A 26,198-nucleotide genomic window follows, 5' to 3' on the forward strand; every position below is an offset into this window, starting at 1 on the left:
TTAACAAAATAATGAAAGGAAAAATATTAGCAGTAGTTTTGGCATCTTCATTAGTGATTTCCTGTAAAGTTAATCCCAATGCTAAGAATGATTTAAATTATATGCAGAATATAGAACAGGTTGCAATCAATGCCTCTGCTAAAAATTCAGCAAATACAATCCAGGTTGGGGATCAGCTTATTATTCTGATCACTGCAAAAGATATGGATGTTGTAAGGCCATTTAATCAGAATTATTCTTCATCAGAACTTATCCAGACTAATGCTATAGCCGGAGGAAATACTCCTAATCAGGGAGCAACAATACTGTCAGGTCCAACATATATTGTGGATGCAAATGGAGATATTGACTTTCCCATATTGGGGAAACTCAATACATCAGATAAAAATTTAACTGCTTTCAAAGACGAACTAAGGGAAAAAATGATGAAATATGTCATTAATCCCACAGTTAATATGAGACTTACAAATTTTAAAGTTACAATATTAGGAGAAGTAAACAGGCAGGGAGACTATACCATAGCGAATGGGCAAGCAACTATTTTAAACGCACTAGGGATGGCCGGTGATTTGACTCAATATGGAAAAAGAGAGGATATATTGGTGGTCAGAACAGAAAATGGTGTTGTTTCTCACGGTCGTATTAACCTTCATGATGCTAATTTAATTAACTCTCCATATTATAATCTGAAACAAGGGGATGCTATTATTGTTTCTTCAAACAATACAAAAGATGTGATGGCAAAACAAAACCCCAACACTGGACTTTATCTGACCGCCATTTCTATTGCGGTTACAGCAGTTGCCGTAGTAGTAAGTTTATTTAATAAGAAATAAAAAATTGATGGATAACCAGCAATCTTCAGAATTTTCAGAAGTAGAAAACAACTCAAATAGTATTAATATTAGTGAAATTGTCAAGCCATATCTGAGAAAATGGCCTTGGTTTATTATAAGTGCATTTATTGCTTTGGTAATAGGTTATATATCGCTTAAGTTTATGGTACCGATATATAATGTTCAAACTACAGTTTTGATCAAAGATGCTCGAAATTCTTCACCCATCATGGGAAGTGATTTGGGAGTATTGCCAGATTTATCAGGTTTAGGAGGTCTGAAAACAAATAGTATTGCCAATGAAATAGAAATTCTGAAGTCTAAAAAAATGATGCGTGAGGTTGTTATCAACCAAAATTTGCAGGTAAATGTTATTGGGAAAGGTAGGGTTACTAAAGTAGAATTATATAAAGAAACGAGTCCTATAGACGTTAAGGTTATTGACGAAAAACACATTGATAAACCTGCAAGTCCGGTAAATCTTACAATAGATAAAGATAAACTTACACTTACTTCAAAAAGTCTTTCAAAAGAAATTGTTACAACATATGGGAAAACTATAAGTTTACCCTTTGCTAATATAATCATTACAAAGAATAAAGAATTTGCTCCGGGTAATCTTGCAGTTGATATGAAAAATTTAGAGCTGCAGATTTCTACAGTAGATGCCAAAGTAAATAGTTTACAAGGAGGGTTAAGTGTAGATTTAGTTAATAAAGAAGCAACTGTACTCAGATTAGGACTCAATTATCCACAAATATTAAAAGCACAAGATATTCTAAATAATTTAGTTGTAGCCTATAATAATGATGCAATGTCTGATAAGAATTCAGAGTCAAAAAAGACACTAGATTTTATCGAAGACCGAATCAAAAAATTATCTGGAGAGCTTGGACAAGTTGAAGATCAAAAAGAAAGTTTTAAATCAAAGAATAATATCATTGATATAGAAACTGAAGCTAAGATAGGTCTAGAAAGCTCTGCTGCTGCAAGAGCTAAGCAATTGGAAATAGATGCCCAATTGGAACTTACAAACTCATTGATTAATTATGTTTCAAATCAAGGTCAATATCAGGTTCTTCCAGCTAATGTTGGGTTGAGTAATGCAGATGCTACCAATGGAATTTCTTCCTATAATCAATTAGTACTGCAAAGAAACAGGTTCTTAGAGTCAGCTACATCAGAAAACCCGACGGTTGTAGATATTACGAAACAAATTAACGCTATGCGTAGCTCTATTATGCAGAGCCTCCAGAAAAACAAAACAGGACTTGAGTTGGCAAGAAATGAATATTTAGGAGAACAAAATGTAGTTTCCGGAAAGATATCAAAGCTGCCTTCCATTGAGAAAATGTTCAGAAGTATCGAAAGACAGCAACAAATTAAAGAAAATCTGTATTTGTTATTGCTTCAGAAAAGAGAAGAAACTGCTATTGCCCAATCAATTAGTGCTCCTAAAGCAAAAATTGTAGATTCAGCTTACTCCTCTGGTGGACCAGTTTCGCCTAAGAGAGAGATGATTTTAGGAGCTTCTTTTGTTTTTGGATTATTAATTCCTTTCGCTTTTATTTATTTTACCCAGTTGTTTAATAATAAGGTTGTTACAAAACATGATTTAGAAAAGTTAGTGCATGCCCCTATTATTGCAGAATTGCCAAGTCTTGAAAAAGGAGATTCTGAGATTGTTAAAATGAATGATATTACGCCTATGGCGGAAGCATTCAGAATTCTTATTACCAATATGAATTTCATGCTTTCAAAAGAGAAAAAAGGAAAGGTCGTATTTGTAACTTCTACAGTAAAAGGAGAAGGGAAAACATTTACATCCGTAAACTTAGCTTTAACATTGGCAAATCCTAAGAAAAAAGCAATTATCATAGGTTCTGATATCAGAAACCCCCAGCTTCAAAGGTATAATCCTGCAAGAAAAGGACTTGCCGGGCTTACGGAGTATCTTTACAATGACGACACTAAACTTGCAGATATTATTCATGTATCATCTTTTAATCCTTATCTGGATGTAATTTATTCAGGAATGATTCCTCCAAACCCAACAGAATTATTATCCAACGGTCGTTATGAGTTCCTTTTAAGTGAGCTTAAAGATAAATATGAATATATTATCCTGGATACCGCTCCGTTGCTTCTTGTTACAGATACTTTCCTTATTGCTGAACTTTCTGACATTACGATTTATGTATCCAGATCTAAATACACAGAAAAATCATTATTACAATTTGCGAATAGTAATATTGATCAGAAAAAAATTAGAAATGTAGGATTTGTACTTAATGATGTAAACAGGGAAAATTTAGGGTACAGTAACAAATATGGTTATGGTTATAATCAGCATACAGAACAATCTTGGTTTCAAAAAATAAAAAATAAACTTAGTTAATGATAACAACATATAAAATAGCGGTTATAGGCCAGGGTTATGTAGGTCTTCCTCTCTCTCTTGAATTTGCAGATCACTATCCTGTTTTTGGATTTGATATCAATACACAACGCGTAGATCAGCTTAATAACGGAAAGGACATAACGCTTGAAGCTGATGTTGATAAATTAAATAACGGACTGAAAAAATATAACGAATCCAATGGTTCTTTAGGTTATAAAGCAACAAGTCTGTTATCTGATATTTCTGAAGCTAATGTATTCATTGTAACAGTTCCTACCCCTATTGATAAATATAATGCTCCGGATTTGAATCCTTTAATTTCTGCTTCAAAAATGTTAGGAGAAATTATCAAAAAAGGAGATATTGTTATTTATGAATCTACAGTTTTTCCTGGATGTACAGAAGAGGAGTGCGTACCAGTTCTTGAAAAATATTCAGGGCTTACTTTTAACGAAGACTTTTTTGTGGGGTACTCTCCGGAAAGAATTAATCCGGGTGATAAAGTAAATACCCTTACAAGTGTTAAAAAAGTAACCTCAGGTTCTACTGACAAGATTGCTGAGGAAGTAGATCATCTGTATAAGAAAATTATTACTGCAGGTACTCATAAAGCGCCTAGCATTAAAGTGGCAGAAGCTTCAAAAGCGATTGAAAATGCACAAAGAGACGTTAATATCTCTTTTGTTAACGAATTGGCTTTAATTTTCGATAGAGTAGGTATCGATACCAATGACGTATTAGAAGCGGCAGGAACAAAATATAACTTCCTAAAATATAAACCTGGATTGGTAGGAGGACACTGTATTTCAGTAGATCCTTATTACCTTGCACACAAAGCAGAACAGCTGGGATATCATCCTGATGTTATCTTATCTGGTAGAAGAGTAAACGACTCTATTGCAAAGTTTGTTGCTGCTAAAGTAGTGAAACTTCTTATTGCCAAAGGGGGAGTGATTAAAAACTCAAATGCCTTGATTTTAGGAGTTACATTCAAAGAAAACTGTCCGGATGTCAGAAATACTAAAGTTGTAGATATTTACAGAGAACTTGCAGATTACGGAGTAAACGTTGATATTTATGATCCATGGGCAAGCAAAGAAGAAGTAAAGCACGAATATGGAATTGATATTCTGGACGCTCTTGAGGAAGGGAAAAAGTATGATTCTTTAGTAATTGCAGTATCCCACAATGAGTTCCTGGAAATGGACCTGGATCAACTTAAAAAAGAAAATGCTGTGGTTTTCGATACCAAAGCATGTTTAGACAGAAATCTGGTAGATGCAAGATTATAACAGATCATGAACTATGATATCATAATCATTGGTGCAGGTTTGGTAGGTTTGGCTACAGCCTACCAGACTCAACTTAAAAATCCTGATTCTAAGATTCTTATTTTAGAAAAAGAAAATGACGTGGCATTGCACCAGTCAGGACATAACAGTGGAGTAATCCATAGCGGGATTTATTATAAACCGGGAAGCCTTAAAGCTAAAAATTGTATTGAAGGCTATAACTCGGTCATTAACTTTGCTGAGAAACACGGTATACGATATGACCTTTGCGGAAAGATTATTGTAGCTACTTCGCAGGAAGAATTACCCCTTCTAGATAATATCTATAAAAGAGGAGTAGAAAACGGACTACAAGACTTAAAATACCTTTCAAGAGAAGAGTTCCGTGAAATCGAACCGCATTGTGAAGGAGTAAGAGCAATTAAAGTGCCACAAACCGGAATTATAGACTATCCGGGAATTGCAAAAAAAATAAAAGAACTTTTTGAAGCATTAGGAGGAGAAGTAAGATTTAATCATGAAGTAAAAAACATCATTGATAAAGGATCTGAAATTATTGTCAATACCAATATTTCCGAATTTAAAACCAAAAAGTTAATTTCCTGCGCAGGATTGTATTCCGATAAGATAACCAGAATGACCAACGAAAAAAACGATGTGGTCATTATTCCTTTTAGAGGAGAATATTATAAAATTAAGGATGAAAAAAAATATCTGGTAAAACATCTTATTTATCCGGTACCTGATCCTAGCTTTCCGTTTCTTGGAGTTCACTTTACCAGAATGATTGATGGTAATATAGAAGCTGGCCCTAATGCTGTTTTGGCTTTCAAAAAAGAAGGATATAACTTTTTTGATTTTAATTTTAACGAAACCATGCAAACCATGCTATGGCCAGGGTTTAGAAAAATTGTAGCAAAATATGGAAAAACCGGAATGGGAGAAATGCACCGTTCACTTTCCAAATCTGCATTTACAAAAGCCCTTCAAAAGCTTTTACCGGAAATACAGGAAAATGACCTTGTTACAGGAGGCTCAGGAGTAAGAGCTCAAGCTTGCGACAGAAATGGAGGATTGATTGATGATTTTGATATCGTGAAAAACGGAAACATTATTCACGTTAGAAATGCCCCTTCTCCAGCTGCGACGTCCTGCCTTTCTATAGGAAATAAAATAAGTGAGCTGATCATGAATTAGAAATGCACTCTGTGCACTCAAAAAACTAAGAATATGAAAATTCAAATGGTTGACCTTAAAGGTCAATACCTGAAAATAAAAGAAGACGTAGATATCAGTATTCAGGAATGTATCGATAGTACCGCATTTATTAATGGTCCTGCAGTAAAAGAATTTCAACAGGATTTTGAAAAATATCTTGGAGTAAAACATGTTATTCCATGTGCTAACGGAACAGATGCTCTTCAAATTGCCATGATGGCACTTGATCTTAAGCCTGGTGACGAAATAATCTGCCCTGCTTTCACATATGTAGCTACTGCTGAAGTTATTGGTCTTTTAGGATTAAAACCGGTAATGGTAGATGTAGATAAAGATACTTTCGATATAGAGTTAAATGGTCTTGAAAAATATCTGACACCCAAAACCAAAGCCATTGTTCCCGTTCATTTATACGGACAAAGTGCTGAAATGGAAAAAATTCTTGAATTTGCAGAAAAATACAACCTCTTTGTTATAGAAGATAATGCTCAGGCAATAGGTTCAGATTACACCTTCTCTGATGGAACTCTGAAAAAGACAGGAACGATCGGACATATCGGATGTACTTCATTTTTCCCTTCAAAAAATCTTGGATGCTATGGTGATGGTGGTGCATTGATGACAAATGACGATGAATTAGCTTTTAAAATCAGAATGATTGCCAACCACGGTCAGGAAAAGAAATATTATCATAAAGTTTTAGGTTGTAATTCAAGATTGGATACCATTCAGGCAGCCGTGTTAAAAGTTAAGCTTAAGCATTTGGATGAGTATTCAGCTTCCCGAAATAGAATGGCAGATTATTATGATACAAACCTTGCAGGGATAGCTGAAATTCAAACTCCTAAGAGAGCTGTAAATTCTACCCATGTATTCCATCAGTATACCCTTAGAGTAAAAAATGGAAAAAGAGACGAATTACAAAAATATTTGGCAGAAAAGAATATTCCAAGTATGGTATATTATCCTTTGCCTCTTTACAAACAAGAAGCTTTTCTTCAATATGTAGAAGAAGGTTTTAGTCTTCCGGTCACAGAGCAGCTTTGCAAAGAAGTTATTTCCCTTCCTATACATACAGAATTTGATCAGGAAGTACTGGATGTTATTATTACAGAAATTAAGAACTATTTTAATTAATATAAAGCATATATGTCGGATTTTTTTGCGCACGAAACAGCCGTTATTGACGAAGGATGTCAAATAGGTGAAGGAACCAAAATTTGGCATTTTTCACACCTTATGACAGGTTGCATTTTAGGTGAAAAATGTAATATAGGTCAGAATGTTGTCATCTCACCTAAAGTAGTTTTAGGACAGAATGTGAAAGTTCAGAATAATGTATCCATCTATGAAGGAGTAACATGTGATGATGATGTTTTTTTAGGCCCTTCTATGGTTTTTACCAATGTGATAAATCCGAGAAGTGCAGTAAACAGAAAAAATGAATATCTAAAGACCCATGTAGGAAAAGGTGCATCTATAGGCGCTAATGCAACCATTGTTTGTGGACATAATATCGGTCAGTATGCCTTTATTGGAGCAGGAGCCGTGGTTACAAAAGAAGTTCCGGATTATGCATTGGTAGTAGGAAACCCTGCAAGACAAATGGGATGGATGAGTGAATTCGGGCAAAGACTTGAATTTGATGCAGAAAATATAGCTGTTTGTGAAGAAAGTGGAGAAAAATACAAATTAGAAAATAATAAAGTTTCAAAGATTTAAAAACATACAAATGAGTGAAAAAATAAAATTTGCAGTCGTTGGCTGCGGACATATCGGAAAAAGACACGCCGAAATGATCACAAGAAATGAAGAATGTGAATTAGTAGGACTGATTGATGTTAAAGATAAATCTGTGCTGGGAATTGAAAGTTATGACGTTCCTTTTTTTGCATCACTGGATGAGTTTTTAGCTTCCGGGATTGAAGTAGATGTTATTAACATTGCTTCTCCCAACGGATTCCATTTTGAGCAATCTTATAAAGTGATAGATGCAGGTAAGCACGTTGTAGTAGAAAAGCCAATGGCTCTGAAAAAACAGCACGCTGAAAAACTTATTTTTCAGGCTTTGCATAAGCATAAACAAGTTTTTGCTGTTATGCAAAACAGATATTCTCCTCCTTCTGCATGGGTGAAAGAAATGGTAGAAAGCGGAAAACTAGGGAATATATATATGGTTCAGCTTAATTGCTACTGGAACCGTGATGACAGATATTACAAGACAGAATCATGGCACGGGAAAAAAGATCTTGACGGAGGAACCTTATTTACACAGTTTTCTCACTTTATCGATATCATGTACTGGCTGTTTGGTGATATTACCAATATTCAGGCAAAATTTGCAGATTTTAATCATGCAACTCTTACGGATTTTGAAGATTCAGGATTCGTTAGCTTTGATTTTGTAGATGGAGGAATGGGTTCATTGAATTATTCTACCTCAGTTTGGAATCAGAATCTTGAAAGTTCTATGACCATTATTGCAGAAAATGGATCTGTGAAGATTGGAGGACAATATATGGACAAAGTAGAAGTTTGTAATATAAAAGACTATGTAATGCCGGAATTGGCTCCAACTAACCCTGGAAATGATTATGGTGCTTATAAAGGATCTGCAGCCAATCACCATTTTATCATTGAAAACGTTGTAGATGTATTAAAAGGAAGAAATACCATTACTACGAATGCTTTGGAAGGATTGAAAGTGGTGGATATTATTGAGAGGATATATGCAACTAAATAATATTAATAATTTAGATGTTGTTATCTGATATTGTTGATATTTGTTTTTAGAAGCCTTCACTCCCTATTTAAATGTTATTATGTCTTTTGCCAGCAAAAAAATACCATGTTTGGAAAATGTTAAGATAATTAATTTTTAATATTATAGGATATTAAGTAGAACCAATTATACATGATAAAATTTTTTAATAATTTAAAAACCTTTTTACTCTCTAATATTCCTAAGCAGATTGGACAAGGTATTTTTTGGGCGACTTTAGCTTCTGTGGTTAGTCAGGGAATAATGCTGTGTTCAATGTTTATAACGGCAAGATATTTAGGACTTAAGCAATATGGAGAATTTGCTATGCTTAAATCAACCATCAGTACATTTACATTATTTGCAGGATTAGGTATTGGGCTTACAACAACTAAATTTATATCACAATATAAAAATAACGATAAAGTAAAAGCAGGAAAAATTATAGCACTTGCTATAGTTTTCACTTACTTATCAGCAATGCTGGTTGTTGCACTTATATGTCTTTTTGCCCCATACATCTCTGCAGAATATTTAAATGCCCCACATTTGGATGGAGAAATAAGGCTTAGCAGTTTAATAATTTTTCTCTGTGCTTTGAATGGTTTATATAATGGGAGTTTAATTGGATTTGAAGCTTATAAATCAGTAGCTAAAGTCAGTATTATTTCTGCGATTCTCTTCTTCCCTTTACAGCTGATATTGTTTAAAGTTTATTCAAATTTATATGCTGCATTAATTGGACTGGCTGTATTTTATTTATTCAATTTCCTGGTTGGGCTTTTTGAAGTTAAAAAGAAAATAAAAGAATTTGGAATTAAGGTTGATTATTTTAACTGCCTTGATCAGCTTCCTATTCTATATAAATTTACTCTACCTGCATTTTTATCAGGAATAATGATTACCCCTGTCTTATGGGTTTGTAATATGTTAATAGTCCATCAGGTAAATGGATATAAAGAACTTGCAATTTTTGATGCTGCCAATCAGTATAGAACAGCAATTTTATTTTTGCCAGGAGTCTTTTCTCAAATAGCAATACCGATGTTTTCAAAAAATAATAAAAGCTCTGCATTTCATAAAATTCTGAAAATGAATGTTTCAATAGTTGCAGTAGTAACAATTACCGTAGCTTTATTAGTATTTTTTCTCTCTGAATTTCTTATGAATTTTTATGGAAAAGGTTTTATAGGAGGGAGTAATGTATTGATTATTTTGTCAATCTCAGCTATTCTAAGTTCTATAAACAGTGTTTTTGGTCAGGCAATAGTAGGTAAAGGATTAATGTGGTCAGGATTTTTGATGAATTTTATTTGGGCATTTGCACTATTAGGATTTGCTTATTATTATAACTTATCCAGTGAAGGAGCAATGGGATTTGCAAAAGCTTATTTATTTTCTTATGCTATTCATTCTGTTATTCAGCTTCTGTTTTTTAGGTATCACCTTCGTCAAAAATCTTAATTTATTATGAAAAAGAAAAAAAGAATACATTTGGTTTTTTTGAAGACTAATCTAAATTTTGATGGGAGGGTTTTTTCATTAATAAATACATTATCATCTGCATATAATGATGATGAGATTATTGTATATAATTATGATGTAAATGTAGATGAAACAATCAAATTACCACCTAATACAAGAATTATATTTTTTAAATCATTTTTTGAAAAATTTAATAAATTTAAAATATTTAGGGCTTTACGATTGGTAGAATATAGTATAAGTTCTTTTTTTAAGCTGTTATATTACAGACCCCAATCAATTCAATTGCATCATGAAGTTACCTTAATTGCTCCATTGCTGTACAAACTTTTTGTTAGAAAGGTTAAAGTTGTTTATGACGATAAAGAATTTTATCATTATAAAAATAAAAATATTTCTCCGTTTTTTTATTTTATTGAAAAATCTATAATCCGATGGAGTGAATTACTGATCATTACAAATGAGTATAGAAGAAAAGCTGTTTTCAAACTGAATAAGAATGGAATAAAAAAGCATATTATAGTTGATAATTATGAATTCAAAAATCAGTTTTCCAGAAAAATTAACAATAATTTGCTAAACGAATTAAATCTAGTAAAAAACGAGAATAAAAAGATTTTATTACATCAAGGTGTAATTAGTAAGGAAAGAGGAGCCAAAAAATTATTTGATGTTATAGAAACGCTTCCTTCTGATTGGAAATTATGTTTTATTGGTGTTTCACAAAATGATTATGAAAAGTTTATATCAGATTTAAAAGAGGAGCAAAAGGATAAAATCAAAAATTTTGGATTTGTTGACTATAATGAATTAAGTGATTTTTATAATTATGTAGATGGAGCAGTTTTATTTTATGATTCCTTTAATTTTAATAATAAGTATTGTGCCCCTAACCGTCTTTATTCAGCAGCGAATAATGGTGTACCGATTATTGTTAATGAAGATAACTTTACGTTAAGTACATTTGTAAGAAAATTTAAAAATGGCGTATGTTTTTCAGGTATTAATGATTTGAAGATGTTTTTCAGTAATTACTCTAATTTCAAAAAAAATGCTGAAATTATGAAGAATAATTATGAGCATAAAGAAATGATTCCTGAATTGTATAAATTTTATAAAAATGATGTATTACCTATTTCCTATTTTGTTTGGCTTTTTTTACAGCTTCAATAGGAAACGTTTTAAAATAGATGATAAAGTAAAAAACATTATAGAGAAATTTTGTATCTATTTCTCTGTTTTTATTTTTTGTGGTGGCTATATGACAGGTAGTGACTGGGTAAGTTATGAATTAATCTATAACGATTTCAATATTGATGCTTTTAGCAAAATAGATAAAGAACCTGCTTTCTATCTTTTAGTTCTTTTATTTAAGTTCTTAGGATTTTCTTTTTTCTTTTTCCTGATCATTATGAAAATTTTAGTTTTTTTTATAATAGTCAGGTTTTTAAAGAAATATAGTAAGGATCGTTTTTTACTTTCTTTTTCTGTCTTTCTATGCACTAATGCTCTTTTTATATTTGTAGACAACCCATTGAGGTATATGATAGCCTTAGGTATTGTTGTTCTGGCATTAGATTTTTTAATTAGGAGAAAGTTGGCTTATTTTATAACGCTAGTGCTCCTAGCTTCTATGTTCCACATTAGTAGTATAATTGTTATTATAGCTTATTTTTTCAGAATACAAAAACTATCAAATCTTAAAATATTTTTTATATATCTCATTCTTACAATAGCTTGGACTCCAAAAAATATAATCAATATAATTGATACATTTCCTGCATGGCTTAATTTTCTTATAGGTTCTTATTATAGAAGATTTATAGAGGAACAAAATAATAGTTATTTTAGCATTGGTTGGTTTTTTACCCATTTCCTTTTTTTATTTATCCTTTTTAATAGAAAAAAGATTATCTCATCATCTTCATTTGGAGTAACCGTTTTCAATATGAGTATACTCTATTTCTTTTTAGTAGCTACAGTGGGATTAATTCCAACTTTCTTTAGAGTTCCTATATATTTTGCAGTCTTTTTATATATCGCATTAGCCGTAAGTTTAGATGATTTGTTTGCAAAAAATATTCTTATTAAGCTGTTTTTCGTATTATATATGATATTAGCAAATGTTAAAAATATATACTCAACTTATGTTTATATTCCTTATTCAAGCTATTTTATTCATCTCTTTAAAATAGATTTACCTTATGAGTATAGAATACAATATAATAAGAACGAATATTTTAAAAGAACAGGTGAAGCTCCTCCAGAATATATTCCAAGTGAATAAATAATAAATCAAATAAAAATCTGAAGTGAAAAAAATATTAATAATTTTCGGAACGCGACCTGAAGCGATTAAAATGGCTCCATTATATCAGGCATTTAAGAACTCAGAATTTGAGACTAGAGTTTGTATTACAGCTCAACATAGGGAAATGTTGGATCAGGTTCTACAATTTTTTTCAATTCAGCCTGAATATGATCTGAATTTAATGGTTCCGAATCAAAACTTATACTCCTTAACGGCAAATATTATTGAAAGTTTAAAGCCTGTAATGGAGGATTTTCAGCCAGATTATGTATTTGTTCATGGTGATACCACTACAACCCTTGCTGCCAGTATTGCAGGTTTTTATTCAAATGCAAAAGTATGTCATGTAGAAGCAGGATTAAGAACTCACAATATATATACACCTTTTCCCGAAGAGATGAACAGACAGGTTACTTCCCGATTAGCAGAGTATCACTTTGCACCTACGTCGGAATCAGAAAAGAACCTACTCAGTGAAAATATTGCTAAAGACAAAATTTTAGTAACAGGAAATACCGTAATTGATGCTTTACTTTACAGTGCTGATAAGGTAGAGGCAATTGAAAATGATGAAATAAATGATTTAAAAAAGGTTATTGATAATACCAAAAAGCTAATATTAATAACAGGGCACCGTAGAGAAAATCATGGGGATGGGTTTGTCAGAATATGTAATGCAATAAAAGAAATAGCCCTTCAAAATGATGATGTGCAGATAGTTTATCCGGTTCACCTTAACCCAAATGTACAAGATCCTGTTAATAAAATATTGTCTGGGATTTCAAATATTGTACTTATAAATCCTCTCTCTTACCCAAGTTTTGTATGGCTAATGAAAAAATCTTATATTATCATTACGGATAGTGGTGGAGTACAGGAAGAAGCACCCAGTTTGGGTAAACCAGTTTTAGTAATGAGGGAGACTACGGAAAGACCTGAAGCTGTAAAACAAGGTACCGTAATTCTTGTGGGAACAAATAAAGATAAGATTATTAAAGAATGTAATAAATTACTCAAAGATCAGGACCTTTATAAAAAAATGAGTGAAATACATAACCCTTATGGCGATGGCAATGCTAGTAAAAGAATAGTTGACTTTATTGCTGCCAAGCCAAAATAATCTTTAAAACGAAGGTGTTGATATTCTTTATCAGAAATGTTATTTAAATATATTTTTTTTGAAATGATATATTTTGTAATTAGACTTACAGATATCAAAAATATTATTTAAATATGCAAAAAATATATTAGTTAGAATTTGTAGAAAAAGCTGATTAATAAAAAAATAAAATGATTTAAAAAATAAAACAAATGTGTGGAATTTTTGGTGTCGTATCGAACACCAGCATTAATAAACAAAAGTTTCAAACTCTGGTAAAGCATTCCGAACAAAGAGGAGTAGATTCTAGTGGTTTGATTTATTATCAAAATAACCAATATAAAGTAAACAGAGCTGATTACAGCATTGAAAAATTACTGAATAAGGTAAAACCATATAATAACAATATTGTTTTAGGACATAGTAGATTGATTACTAATGGACTGGGGGATAATCAGCCAGTAATCAGAGGAAATATATGTGCAATACATAATGGGATTATAGTAAACGAAGAAGAAGTCTGGAGTAAGCTATCGGTAAGAAGACAATTAAAAATTGATTCCGAAGCTATTGTGGCTATTGCAGAAGAGTTTCTTAATAACGACGAAAACAAATTAGAAAACCTTCCCAAAGAGATATTTTCTTTATGCCAGGGAGTTATTGCCTGTGCTCTTGCTCTGCCAGAAAAAGGAAAACTTCTTCTTTTTTCTAATAATGGTAGCTTATATGTAGGTTATAACGAGGACAAAACTTATTTTGCATCAGAAAGCTACGGACTTAGAATCATAGGTTGCGAAAATATCACCCAGATAAAAGAAGAGTCTTTGATTTTAGATATTCCAGTCTCAAAAGAAAATCTTACCGTTACGGATGAAAAAAGCAGAGTAGAAAACTTAATCCCTGAGTTTAAATTTAATACTATTGAAGAAGGGCTGCTTGAATATAAAAAGCTTACCATCAAAAGGTGTACTAAATGTATTCTCCCAGAGACAATGCCTTTCATAAAATTTGATGAAGAAGGCGTATGTAACTACTGTAAAAACTACAAACCAAGAAATAATCCAAAACCGAAAGAAGAATTATTTAAGCTGGTTGAGCCGTACAGAAGAAAAGGTAAGGAGCTGGATTGTATTGTTCCTTTTTCAGGAGGTCGGGATAGCTGCTATGGATTACATCTTATTGTAAAGGAACTGGAGATGAAACCTGTTACCTATACCTATGACTGGGGAATGGTAACGGACCTCGGTAGACGAAATATCAGCCGTATGTGTGCCGATCTTGGAGTAGAAAATATTATTGTTGCCGCAGATATTTCATTGAAAAGAAAAAACATCAGAATGAACCTTGAAGCATGGCTGAAGTCACCTCATTTAGGAATGATGGCAATGCTTACTGCCGGAGATAAACATTTCTTCAGACATGTGGAAGATATCAAAAAACAAACTGGGATCAATCTTAATCTTTGGGGAGTAAATCCATTGGAAGTAACTCACTTTAAAACAGGATTTTTAGATATTGAACCTGATTTTGAAGAAAAAAGAGTATACAGTCATGGTGCTATGAAACAGTTGAGATATCACTCCAAAAGATTCAGAGCAATGATGGAGAGCCCTGGATATTTCAATAGTTCACTTTGGGATACTTTGTCCGGTGAATACTATCGCAGCTTTACAGAAAAACAGGACTATTATCATATTTTTGATTATTGGAGATGGGATGAGGAGCAGGTAGATAATACTCTTTTAAATGATTATAATTGGGAAAAAGCAATTGATACTACCACTACCTGGAGAATTGGTGATGGTACCGCAGCTTTTTATAATTATGTATATTATACTGTAGCTGGTTTTACAGAGCATGATACGTTCAGAAGTAATCAGATTAGAGAAGGACAAATAACAAGAGAAAGAGCTTTAGAACTTGTTGAAATAGAAAATACTCCACGTTATCAGAATATCAGATGGTATCTGGATACTTTAGGACTCGATTTTGAAAGAGTAATTAAAATCGTAAATAAAATTCCAAAATTGTATACTGAACAATAATTTTAAGTCCAAAGACCAATTAATGAGTAAAAAATATAGATTCCACATATGCCATCTGACAAGTGTTCATCCAAGGAATGATTCCAGAATATTTCATAAGATGTGCAAAAGTCTGGCATCCAATGATATCAGGGTGTCATTGGTAGTTGCTGACGGTAAAGGTAATGAGGTGATAGACAATGTGGAAATTATAGATATAGGTGCACCTGATGGCAGATTAAAAAGAATTACAAAAACTACATCCAAAGTTTTTAATAAAGCTAAGGAGCTTAATGCAGATGTATTTCATCTTCATGATCCTGAACTTCTTTTAGTAGCAAACAAACTTAAAAAACTAAATAAGAAGGTTATCTTTGATTCTCACGAAGATACAGTAAATACAATTTTAGTTTCACCTTATTTAAAATCCCCTTTTTCAAATATAATTTCTCTATTATATGAGAATTTCGAACGCTATATCTGTAAAAAAATAGATGGAGTGGTTGGAGCAACACCTCATATTGAAAGTTATTTTAAAAAATTTGCCAAACAAACTGAAAATATCAATAACTATCCCATCTTATCTGATAAGAAACAGGAGAGCATTTCCTGGGATGAAAAAAAGAATGAAGTTTGTTATGTGGGATCCATTGATGGTACAAGAGGAATTAAAGATTTGATGAATTCATTGGAGCTTACAAAATCAAAGGTCAAACTGAATCTGGCAGGAATGTACTCTTCTCCTGCTCTGGAAAAAGAGATAAAGGAACATAAAGACTATCACCTTGTTAATGATTTTGGATATATAAATTCTGAAGAAGTAGATAATATTTATAACCGTTCGTTAGTAGGTGTGGTTACTTTGCATCCCATTCCAACATTTTTAGTGAGTCTGCCAATAAAAATGTTTGAATACATGGTCGCGGGAATTCCGTTTATTGCCTCAGACTTTCCTTACTGGAGAAGTTTATTGAAAGGGAGTGATTGTTGTATTTTCGTAAACCCTCAAAAACCTCAGGAAATAGCCGATGCTATCGATTATTTCATTCTTAACAAAGAAAGAGCTAAACAAATGGGCGAACTGGGACAAAAGCTAGTTTATGAAAATTTTTCATGGGAAAGCCAGTCTGAAAAATTATTAACGTTTTATCAAAAAGTTTTATCAAACTAATATGTGCGGAATAACAGGAGCAATAGAGTTTAAAAGATCACAAAACCTCAATTTTGAAGAAGGAAGTGATTTGCATAATTACATACGAAGAAGAGGACCGGATTACTATGGAGTTGAAAAAACAGAATATGAAAAATGGTCAGTAACTTTAGCTCACTCCAGGTTAGCAATTATTGATCTTTCAGGAGCTTCTAACCAACCTATGATTTCTCATGATGATAGATATACTATTACTTTTAATGGTGAAATATATAACTATCAGGAAATCCGTGAAGAATTGATATCAAATGGTTTTACATTCAGAACAACAGGAGATACTGAAGTTCTTTTAAGAGCATGGGAATGCTGGGGTGAAGGCTGTTTGGATAAACTAAATGGGATGTTCGTTTTTGGTTTATTTGATAAAATTAAAGGAGAGTTCTATCTGGTAAGAGACAGATTTGGTGTTAAACCATTAATATATACTTTTTTTGATGGCCAGCTATTGTTCTCCTCTTCCATAGCCTCTGTAGCAAAACAAGTAAATCAGGAGATAGATCTGGAATATTGTTCCAGTGGAATAAGATTTGGTTTTTTTGAAGGATATGAAGACAGAACTCCTTTTAAAAATGTAAAATACCTTTTACCAGGATCATTGATGAAATGTACTTTGGATGGAGAACTGAAAATAGAAACAAAGTCATGGTATTCCCTGGAAGAGCAGGTGGCCAAAAAAAGAAAAGAACTTGAGTCTTTAAGCTCAGATGAACTAATTTCCCAAGGGAAAGCTCTGTTGGAAAGTTCAACCAAAATACGTCTCAGAAGTGATGTTCCTCTGGCAATTTCTTTAAGTGGTGGAGTAGACTCATCGTCTATAGCAGCAATTACAGCGAAAGAAGTAGATCATTTAATGGCTTTCAGCTATGGAGCTCCGGATCACCCAAAATCGGAGGGTCCTATCATCAATAAATTTGCAAAAGATAAAAATATCAACGTTGAGTATATTCATCATTCTTACACCGCACAAGAAATGGGGAATATCTATGATCAAACCATGGAGGCACAGGAATCTCCGTTTCTTGGATTAAGTATTATTGCACAACATGAAGTCTATAAACAGGTAAAAGAAAGAAATATTAAAGTTTTACTGGGAGGTCAGGGTGGCGATGAAATTTTCGCAGGATACAGAAAATTTTTTGTAGTAGCACTGAAAAAGGCAATAGAAAAAAAAGAAATCCTTCCGGGGTTGCAATATTTTCATTCCCTGGCACTTATGCTGATATTCGAAACCAAGCAAATAAAAACATATTGGAATGAGAAAAACAGGTATCTGAAAACAACAGGAAAAGATACTTCATTCCTGGATTGCCTACCAAATATTTCCTTAAATCTCTTTGAAAACACATCTTTATCAAACAGACAGATTTCAGATATTCAGAAATACAGTATTCCCTCACTGTTAAGATATGAAGATAGAAATTCAATGTATTTTTCTATTGAAAGCAGACTCCCTTTTATGGACTATAGATTGGTAGAGTTTGCTCTGGCATTGCCGGATCTGCTTAAGATTAAACATGGATATGGAAAATGGATACTACGTGAAATGATGAAAAAAGATGTACCAGGCTATATTCTTAAAAACCGTTTAAAAAGAGGCTTTGACGTTACCCAGAATTGGGTAAATGATGGTGTGGGAGAAAGAATACAATCAAATATTTTAGAAAATAAAAATAAAGTAAAAGATTTTGTCTCTGACATCAGTAGACTTGAAGATTCCCTTACAATCAAGAATCTTAATAACAGTAATATTTTGAATGAAGCAATCATGCTTGATTTCCTGATAGATCCTATTAAAAAACCAACACTTCAGTGATGAAAATGAATAAAAACACCTGGCTGATTTCCAAATATGCCTCACCTCCTCAATATGCAAAAGTTCCTTCACGTTTGTTTTATTTGGCAAGAGAATTTAAAAGGCAGGGAAATAATACCCTCATGATAACCTCAGATTCAAATCATTTTACCAATTGTCCTGAAACTGACAAAATTTATAATGATGAAGAACAGGATGGCGTTGCCATAAGATGGATTAAAACGAAAAAATATATCAGAACGGCATCAATAGACAGAATATTGTCCTGGTTTGATTTTGAAAGAAAGCTTTTCTCCATGAAACTTTCCAACATGACAAAACCTGATGTGGTTATTGTTTCGTCTCTTTCGATTTTTACCATTATCTATGGTTATTATCTGAAAAAGAAATTTGGTAGTTTTTTAGTCTTTGAAATCCGGGATATATGGCCTTTAACTATGACAGAAGAAGCCGGTTTTTCCAAATGGCATCCACTTGTCTTACTGATAGGGTTTATAGAAAAATTTGGGTATAAAAAAGCGGATCTGGTTGCAGGAACAATGCCAAGATTAGATCTACATGTAGAACAATTACTGGGATATAAAAGACCTTTTCATTGCTCACCATTAGGATTTGATCCAGAAAACTATTCTGAAGACTTTTTAAAAGATACAAATCCGTTTTCAGAGGTAGTACCATCAGGCAAAGTCATTATTGGTTATGCCGGCAGTATGGGAGTTACCAATGCATTGGAGCCTTTTATTGAAACAATACAAAGGATGAAGGATAATAGTAATATCCATTTTTTACTTGTTGGAAGCGGTGATCTCAGAGAGTCTTACGAAGAACAACTAAAAAATTGTTCCAATGTGACATTTTTACAAAGAATTCAGCAAAGTGAAGTTAAATATTTTCTTGATGCTTGTGATATTCTGTACCTGTCTACTAAAGATTCAAAAGTGTGGGACTACGGACAATCTATGAATAAAGTGGTAGAATATATGCTGGCTGCGAAACCTATTATTGCTTCGTATACCGGATATCCTTCTATGATTAATGAAGCTGATTGTGGTAAGTTTATCAACAGTACCTCTGCAGAAGATATTAAAGATGCTATCTTATATTATGCCAATATGAGCAAGGAAGAAAGGATTGAGATAGGTGATAAAGGAAGAAAATGGATTTTTGAAAACAGAACGTATCCGGTGTTAGGAAAAAAATATATGGATGCAATTGTATTTCATTCTGTAAAGCAAAAGAAATAATTTTGCATAAGTTGAAATATAAATATTAGGATTTATCTTGAAAATTACAATTAATAATAATTTCATTTATAAACTATTTCTGTTATCTGTTATGGTAGGAAATACCATTGCTATTTCTTTTGCAAAGCCTTTGGAAATGGATCCAAGGAACTTTTCTATACCTTATCGGATTTTTATTATTGTATTTTCTGTATTCATAATTTATAGAGAAAGGAGAAATATTAGTTTTAAAAATATTTCATTGATAAGCCTTGTTGGATTTTGGATTTTCTATATTATCAAACTTACCTATTCATTTAATAATTATTCGTTTAACAAGGATGTAATAGCATTAGAGAATGAGGATATTTTCAGAATCTTATTTATGAATCTGCTTCCTAGTGCAGCATTATTATGTATTAATTACAATAAAGTAGATTTCAAAAGTATTACAAAATACTGTCTCTTTATTTTATGTAGTCTTCTTGTTGTCAATTATATATATGGATATATTAACTTAGATCATATTTTTAGTACATACTACATTATGTATGGTCATATAGGAGCATCATTGTTTATTATCTCTTTATTTCTGATTTTATTTTGTAAAAAAGATTATAAATCATATTTTTTATTCTTCTGTCTTTTTTTAGGGCTTTTTAATGTAATACAATCTATGGCGAGGAGTCCTTTAATTGCTATTGCTCTAAGCTCTTTGTATATGGTTCTTTTAAAGGGAAATAAAAAATATCTGTTATATGCCATTACATTACTTTTGTTATTGATAGGACTTATTTTTCTTCATGAACACTATGGAGATGGGCTAATAACAAGTTTCAACAGAATGTATAAATGGCTTGGACAGGGAGATACCTCAAGCCGAGAACCATTATATAGAGGAGCCCTTGAAATTTTTAATTCAAATCCTGTCTTAGGAGGAAGAATTTTATTTGAAGATGGAGTTCACCCCCATAACATCTTTTTAGAACTTTTAATGGCAACCGGTATTCTAGGGTTAATTATTTATTTTCTAAAGTTTTTGCCAGTATTCCAAAATGCCTCTATTTTCTGGAATATAAACAAAAGTAATATATACTATAAAGTTATTTTTGCTTTATTTTTGCAATATTTTACGCTCGTACAGACATCTTGTAATCTTTTTAATATACCGGAATTTTTGTACTTTAGTTCAATAATTATTGGTATTAGTTATAGCGCAAAAAACAAAAGAATTGAGTAAAAGCTCACCAAGTATTATGACGAACAGATCTAACTTTTAAGAATGTATAAAAATTATTTAAAGAGGATTTTTGACTTTGTATTTTCTCTGATGGGAATTACCTTATTGCTTCCGATTTTCCTTGTTGTGATGATAGGATTATTCCTGGCTAATGATGGGAAACCCTTTTTCTTCCAGTTAAGACCTGGAAAAAATGGGAAAGTATTTAAAATTATAAAGTTTAAAACAATGAATGATAAAAAGGATTCCAATGGAAACCTTTTATCAGATGCAGAAAGACTAACAGCTATAGGCTCATTCGTTCGTAAAACATCTTTGGATGAAATTCCACAGTTGATCAATGTCTTGAAAGGAGATATGTCTCTTATTGGTCCCAGACCTCTTCTTGTACAATATCTGCCGCTTTATAACGAGCATCAGGCACGAAGACATGAAGTGAGACCCGGAATTACAGGATGGGCACAGGTCAATGGAAGAAATGCAATATCATGGAATCAGAAATTTGACTATGACGTATGGTATGTAGAAAACATCTCTTTTATTTTAGATTTCAAAATATTTTTTCTTACCGCGAAGAAAGTATTTATCAGAGAAGGAGTGTCTGCTGATGGACACGTTACCATAGAACCATTTCAAGGAAATTAATTGATAGCTATGTATTTATTTGGAGCAAGTGGACATGGAAAGGTAATTGCAGATATTGCTGCTGCTAATGACATAAAAATTAAGGCATTCATAGATCAGGATGTTACTAAAAAGGAATGCTACGGATTTCCAGTCTTGAATAATTTACCGGACGATAAAGAAAAACTTATTATTTCAATTGGAAATAATCTTATCCGTAAAAAGATTGCAGAACAGATGAAGAGTGAGATGGGTACTTTAATACATCCAAAATCAATAATTTCTGGTTCTGTGAAAATAGAAGAGGGAACAGTAATCATGGGAGGAGTCGTAATTAATGCTGATACTGCCATTGGAAAACACTGTATCATCAATACCAATGCATCGGTAGATCATGATTGTGTGGTGGAAGACTTTGTTCATATTTCACCCAATTCAGCACTTGCCGGAGGAGTAGAAGTAGGAGAAGGCTCTCAGATTGGAATAGGAGCTTCAGTAATCCAGGGAATCAAAATAGGAAAATGGTGCATAATAGGTGCCGGTGCGGTAATTATTAAGGATGTTCCTGATTATTCAGTGGTTGTAGGAAATCCAGGTAAAATTATCAAGAAAAATATTATATAAACAAGTTACTAATCAAAAATATGAATACTAAAATCTGGTTGTCCTCACCACATATGGGAGGGAATGAACAAAAATATATCAACGAAGCATTTGAAGAAAACTGGGTAGCTCCATTGGGACCTAATGTTAACGGATTTGAAAGTGATCTGGAACAGTTTTTAGGAGGAAATGCAAAAGTGGCTGCGCTTTCTGCAGGTACGGCGGCATTACACCTTGCTCTTATTGAATGTGGAATTGTACATGGTGATGAGGTGATCTGCCAGTCAATGACTTTCTCTGCTTCAGCGAATCCAATTGCATATTGTGGAGCAATTCCTGTTTTTGTGGATAGTGAGCCGGTTACATGGAATATGTGCCCGAAAGCATTAAGAGAAGCTATCGAAGACAGAATCCAGAAAGGAACAAAACCTAAAGCTATCATTGTTGTTCACCTTTACGGTATGCCTGCAAAAATGGACGAAATTATGGCTATTGCTGAGGAATTCCAGATTCCTGTGATTGAAGACGCAGCAGAAGCACTTGGTTCAACTTATAAAGGACAGGCATGCGGAACATTCGGACGTTTTGGAATCTTAAGTTTTAACGGAAATAAAATTATTACCACTTCAGGAGGTGGAGCAATGGTTTGTCATACTCAGGAAGATAAAGATAAAACTGTTTTCCTTTCTACACAGGCCAGAGATAATGCTCCTCATTATCAGCATTCACAGATTGGCTTCAACTATAGAATGAGTAATATTGTAGCAGGAATAGGACGAGGACAGATGGAAGTTCTTAACGATAGAATTGCTGCCCGTAGAGGAATGCACAGCTTCTATGTTGATCTTTTTAAAAATATTGAAGGAGTAACCGTGTTTTCAGAGTCTGGAGATGATTTCTATTCAAATCACTGGTTATCTGCGATAATCATTGATCCTGAAATTACAGGTAAAGACAGAGAAAGTTTAAGACTTGCGTTCTTAGAAGATAATATAGAATCAAGACCGCTTTGGAAACCGATGCATTTACAGCCGGTTTTTGAAACTTCTCCTTATTACGGAGGAAATGTTTCTGAAAAACTTTTTGATAACGGATTATGTCTTCCTTCGGGTTCTAATCTGTCAGATGATGACAGAGAGAGAATAGCGAAAGTAGTGCATACTTTCTTTGGAATTTAATACCATTGAATTGAATGAATCAGTATAAATATTGGAAATCGATTTTTGATTTTGTCTTAGCGGCAATATTGATCATCTTTCTTATGCCGGTACTGATCATTTTATTTGTGATTGCAAGTTTGGATACATCTTCCAATGGGATTTTTTTTCAGACCCGAATAGGGCAATATGGAAAACCATTTACCATTTTTAAGATTAAAACAATTCATGAACAGAAGAGAACATGTTCAAAAATAGGGCAGACGCTCAGAAAATTTAAACTGGATGAATTTCCACAATTGTTTAATATTTTAAAAGGTGAGATGAGTTTTGTAGGTCCCAGACCTGATATCGAAGGCTATTATGATAAGCTTACCGGAGCAGACAGAAAAGTTTTGGAGCTCAAGCCCGGGCTTACCTGTGAAGCAAGTATTCAATACAGAAATGAAGAATATCTTCTGAAAAATCAGGAAGACCCTTTAGCTTATAATGATGAAATATTATTTCCAAACAAAGTAAAAATGAATCTGGAATATTTTGAAAATATGTCTTTCAGAAACGATATAAAGATCTTGTTTAAAACATTAATAACCACATTGAAATAGAGTTTTTAACTATTATGAAAATTAAAGAAACCCCGCTTAAAGACTGCTACATCATAGAGCCTACTATTTTTGAAGACGAAAGAGGCTACTTCTTTGAAAAGTTCAACGAAAAAAAATTCGAGGAACTTACCGGAATGAACGGGCACTTTGTGCAGGATAATATTTCTAAATCTTCCTATGGAGTATTGAGAGGACTGCATCTTCAGAAAGGTGAACATGCCCAGGCAAAATTGGTTTCCTGCCTTGAAGGAAGCGTTTGGGATGTGGCTGTAGACCTTCGAGAGGATTCTCCTACATTCGGACAATGGTTCGGAATAGAACTTACTGCTGAAAATAAATTACAGCTTTATGTACCGAGAGGTTTCGGACACGGTTTTTCTGTATTGAGTACCCATGCTGTCTTTTCTTACAAATGTGATAATTTTTATAACAAAGAATCAGAAGGCAGTGTGAAATTCAATGATCCCGATCTTGATATTGATTGGAAGGTAGATGAAAAAGATGCCATACTTTCAGATAAAGACCAGAATGCTCCCGGATTTAAAGAAAAAAACTTTTAAAGTATATCCCTGAAAACCACTTTTGTAAAGTGGTTTTTATTTTTTAATCCTAACTCTCCAATATTTTGTATCTTTGCAGACTCAAAATCAAAACGATGCGTACAAAATCTGTAGGGAAGAAGAAAATCAATGTAGTCACTCTTGGATGTTCCAAGAATGTATATGATTCTGAAGTATTAATGAGCCAGCTGAAGGCCAATGGCAAAGAAGTGGTTCACGAAGACCGTGGGGACATTGTGGTCATCAATACCTGCGGATTTATTGATAATGCTAAAGAAGAGTCTATCAATACCATCCTTGATTATGTTGATGCTAAAAACAGAGGTGAGGTCGAGAAAGTATTCGTTACAGGATGTTTATCTGAGAGATATAAACCGGATTTGATCAAAGAGATTCCGGATGTAGACCAATATTTCGGAACAAGAGACCTTCCGATACTTTTAAAGCATCTTGGAGCAGATTATAAACATGAACTGGTAGGAGAAAGATTAACAACAACTCCAAAGCATTACGCATACCTTAAAATTTCTGAAGGCTGTGACAGACCATGTTCTTTCTGTGCAATCCCATTGATGAGAGGTGGACATATTTCAACTCCAATCGAGAAACTGGTTTTAGAAGCTCAGAAACTGGCCAAAAAAGGAACAAAAGAATTAATTCTTATTGCTCAGGATCTTACTTACTATGGCCTTGATCTTTATAAAAAGAGAGCATTGGGTGATCTTTTAAAAGAGTTGGTAAAAGTAGAAGGAGTAGAATGGATTCGTCTTCACTATGCTTTCCCAAGCGGTTTCCCAGAAGATGTTCTTGATATTATCCGTGAAGAACCTAAAGTATGTAACTATATCGATATTCCTCTTCAGCATATCAATTCAGATTTACTGAAATCTATGAAGAGAGGAACTACCCATGAGAAAACAGATGCCCTTTTAGGAAAATTCAGAGAGAAAGTTCCTGATATGGCAATCAGAACAACGCTTATCGTTGGATATCCTGGAGAAACAGAAGAGATCTTTCAGGAGCTTAAAGACTGGGTAAGAGAGCAGAAGTTTGACAGACTAGGATGCTTTACCTATTCTCACGAAGAGAATACGACTGCCCATGTTTTGGAAGATAATATTCCACAGGAAGTAAAAGAGGCAAGAGTAGAAGAAATAATGGAGCTGCAGTCTCAGATTTCATGGGAAAAAAATCAGGAAAAAATAGGGAAAGTATTCAGATGTATTTTTGACCGTAAAGAAGGGAACTATTTCATCGGAAGAACAGAGTATGATTCGCCGGATGTGGATAACACTGTTTTGGTATCTGCAGAAGATACTTATATTTCTATTGGTGAATTTGCAGATGTTAAAATTACCTCTGCTGAAGAATTTGACTTATACGGAGAATTGGTTTAGCTAAACACTTATTAATCAGCTAAAAATAACATTTGTAAAGTTGACTTATTAACGAAAATTAACATAGAATTTTCTCGGTAGCTGGTTTTTATTTAATTGATAATCAATTTGTTAATATTTTGCGCAATTAAGATTTTCTAATTTTCCATTATAATGTATTTAAAATCGAAAATTATGTCTTAAATTTGCGCAAAGAGCAATATTTTTAAATCATGTGCTTTCAGCAAGTTAATCATTAAAATAAGGCTGAAAATTAATTGAAATTCTTATTTGATTATTTTAGTTTTAATTTAAAATTCACAAGTTGAGATTCACTTAGCTTTTGAAAATATTGATGAA

General features: G+C 32.9%; 22 protein-coding genes. All 22 read left to right on the plus strand.

Features of this window, described 5'->3' with window-relative positions; translation table 11 throughout:
* Positions 1-11 precede the first annotated feature (11 nt).
* The 22 genes from ACMA47_RS06385 to rimO all read left to right on the plus strand — a co-directional run bounded on the left by ACMA47_RS06385 (position 12) and on the right by rimO (position 25,859).
* A complete protein-coding gene (locus ACMA47_RS06385) occupies positions 12-836 on the plus strand; it encodes a polysaccharide biosynthesis/export family protein (protein ID WP_413929124.1) in 825 nt (274 codons plus the stop codon).
* 7 nt (positions 837-843) lie between these two features.
* The gene (locus ACMA47_RS06390) at positions 844-3,234 is read left to right on the plus strand and encodes a GumC family protein (RefSeq protein ID WP_413929125.1); all 2,391 of its coding nucleotides are present in this window, start codon (positions 844-846) and stop codon (positions 3,232-3,234) included.
* On the plus strand, positions 3,234-4,529 hold the full coding sequence (locus ACMA47_RS06395; RefSeq protein ID WP_413929126.1) for a nucleotide sugar dehydrogenase: 1,296 nt from the start codon (positions 3,234-3,236) through the stop codon (positions 4,527-4,529). Before ACMA47_RS06390 ends, ACMA47_RS06395 begins: the two co-directional genes overlap by 1 nt.
* A 6-nt stretch (positions 4,530-4,535) precedes the next feature.
* A complete protein-coding gene (gene lhgO, locus ACMA47_RS06400) occupies positions 4,536-5,726 on the plus strand; it encodes an L-2-hydroxyglutarate oxidase (RefSeq protein ID WP_413929127.1) in 1,191 nt (396 codons plus the stop codon).
* 33 nt (positions 5,727-5,759) lie between these two features.
* Positions 5,760-6,884 carry a DegT/DnrJ/EryC1/StrS family aminotransferase gene (locus ACMA47_RS06405; RefSeq protein ID WP_413929128.1) on the plus strand — a complete coding sequence of 375 codons (1,125 nt, stop codon included), beginning with the start codon at positions 5,760-5,762 and terminating at the stop codon, positions 6,882-6,884.
* Between the two features lie 12 nt (positions 6,885-6,896).
* Entirely contained in the window at positions 6,897-7,469 is a 573-nt protein-coding gene (locus ACMA47_RS06410; RefSeq protein WP_034699094.1) for an acyltransferase, read from the plus strand.
* A gap of 10 nt (positions 7,470-7,479) precedes the next feature.
* Positions 7,480-8,490: a Gfo/Idh/MocA family protein gene (locus ACMA47_RS06415; protein WP_413929129.1), complete on the plus strand. Its 1,011-nt coding sequence runs from the start codon at positions 7,480-7,482 to the stop codon at positions 8,488-8,490.
* A 171-nt stretch (positions 8,491-8,661) separates the two neighbouring features.
* Positions 8,662-9,972: an oligosaccharide flippase family protein gene (locus tag ACMA47_RS06420; RefSeq protein WP_413929130.1), complete on the plus strand. Its 1,311-nt coding sequence runs from the start codon at positions 8,662-8,664 to the stop codon at positions 9,970-9,972.
* Positions 9,973-9,978: 6 nt separating this feature from the next.
* Positions 9,979-11,166 carry a glycosyltransferase gene (locus ACMA47_RS06425; protein ID WP_413929131.1) on the plus strand — a complete coding sequence of 396 codons (1,188 nt, stop codon included), beginning with the start codon at positions 9,979-9,981 and terminating at the stop codon, positions 11,164-11,166.
* On the plus strand, positions 11,114-12,280 hold the full coding sequence (locus ACMA47_RS06430) for an EpsG family protein (protein ID WP_413929132.1): 1,167 nt from the start codon (positions 11,114-11,116) through the stop codon (positions 12,278-12,280). The genes ACMA47_RS06425 and ACMA47_RS06430 overlap by 53 nt, the downstream gene beginning before the upstream one ends.
* Positions 12,281-12,305: 25 nt before the next feature.
* Complete coding sequence (gene wecB / locus ACMA47_RS06435) at positions 12,306-13,424, plus strand: non-hydrolyzing UDP-N-acetylglucosamine 2-epimerase (RefSeq protein WP_413929133.1); 1,119 nt, start codon at positions 12,306-12,308, stop codon at positions 13,422-13,424.
* Positions 13,425-13,615: 191 nt separating this feature from the next.
* Entirely contained in the window at positions 13,616-15,448 is a 1,833-nt protein-coding gene (locus ACMA47_RS06440) for a hypothetical protein (RefSeq protein ID WP_413929134.1), read from the plus strand.
* 22 nt (positions 15,449-15,470) lie between these two features.
* Positions 15,471-16,598, plus strand: coding sequence for a glycosyltransferase (locus ACMA47_RS06445; protein WP_413929135.1), 1,128 nt, complete (start codon positions 15,471-15,473; stop codon positions 16,596-16,598).
* A 1-nt stretch (position 16,599) separates the two neighbouring features.
* The gene (asnB, locus tag ACMA47_RS06450; protein ID WP_413929136.1) at positions 16,600-18,450 is read left to right on the plus strand and encodes an asparagine synthase (glutamine-hydrolyzing); all 1,851 of its coding nucleotides are present in this window, start codon (positions 16,600-16,602) and stop codon (positions 18,448-18,450) included.
* Positions 18,450-19,694, plus strand: coding sequence for a glycosyltransferase family 4 protein (locus tag ACMA47_RS06455; RefSeq protein WP_413929137.1), 1,245 nt, complete (start codon positions 18,450-18,452; stop codon positions 19,692-19,694). The genes asnB and ACMA47_RS06455 overlap by 1 nt, the downstream gene beginning before the upstream one ends.
* 37 nt (positions 19,695-19,731) lie before the next feature.
* Positions 19,732-20,913, plus strand: a complete 1,182-nt coding sequence (locus tag ACMA47_RS06460; protein ID WP_413929138.1) for an O-antigen ligase family protein — start codon at positions 19,732-19,734, stop codon at positions 20,911-20,913.
* A gap of 42 nt (positions 20,914-20,955) precedes the next feature.
* On the plus strand, positions 20,956-21,558 hold the full coding sequence (locus ACMA47_RS06465) for a sugar transferase (protein WP_413929139.1): 603 nt from the start codon (positions 20,956-20,958) through the stop codon (positions 21,556-21,558).
* A 9-nt stretch (positions 21,559-21,567) separates the two neighbouring features.
* Positions 21,568-22,161 (plus strand): acetyltransferase, encoded by a 594-nt coding sequence (locus tag ACMA47_RS06470; protein ID WP_413929140.1) that lies wholly within the window; start codon positions 21,568-21,570, stop codon positions 22,159-22,161.
* Between the two features lie 20 nt (positions 22,162-22,181).
* Positions 22,182-23,318, plus strand: coding sequence for a DegT/DnrJ/EryC1/StrS family aminotransferase (locus ACMA47_RS06475; protein WP_413929141.1), 1,137 nt, complete (start codon positions 22,182-22,184; stop codon positions 23,316-23,318).
* Between the two features lie 14 nt (positions 23,319-23,332).
* Positions 23,333-23,902, plus strand: coding sequence for a sugar transferase (locus ACMA47_RS06480; protein ID WP_413929142.1), 570 nt, complete (start codon positions 23,333-23,335; stop codon positions 23,900-23,902).
* A 14-nt stretch (positions 23,903-23,916) separates the two neighbouring features.
* Complete coding sequence (rfbC, locus tag ACMA47_RS06485) at positions 23,917-24,462, plus strand: dTDP-4-dehydrorhamnose 3,5-epimerase (protein ID WP_413929143.1); 546 nt, start codon at positions 23,917-23,919, stop codon at positions 24,460-24,462.
* Between the two features lie 95 nt (positions 24,463-24,557).
* Positions 24,558-25,859 (plus strand): 30S ribosomal protein S12 methylthiotransferase RimO, encoded by a 1,302-nt coding sequence (rimO, locus tag ACMA47_RS06490; RefSeq protein ID WP_413929144.1) that lies wholly within the window; start codon positions 24,558-24,560, stop codon positions 25,857-25,859.
* Positions 25,860-26,198 lie beyond the last annotated feature (339 nt).

This window comes from Chryseobacterium sp. T20 (genome assembly GCF_047345655.1).
Taxonomy (GTDB): Bacteria; Bacteroidota; Bacteroidia; order Flavobacteriales; family Weeksellaceae; genus Chryseobacterium.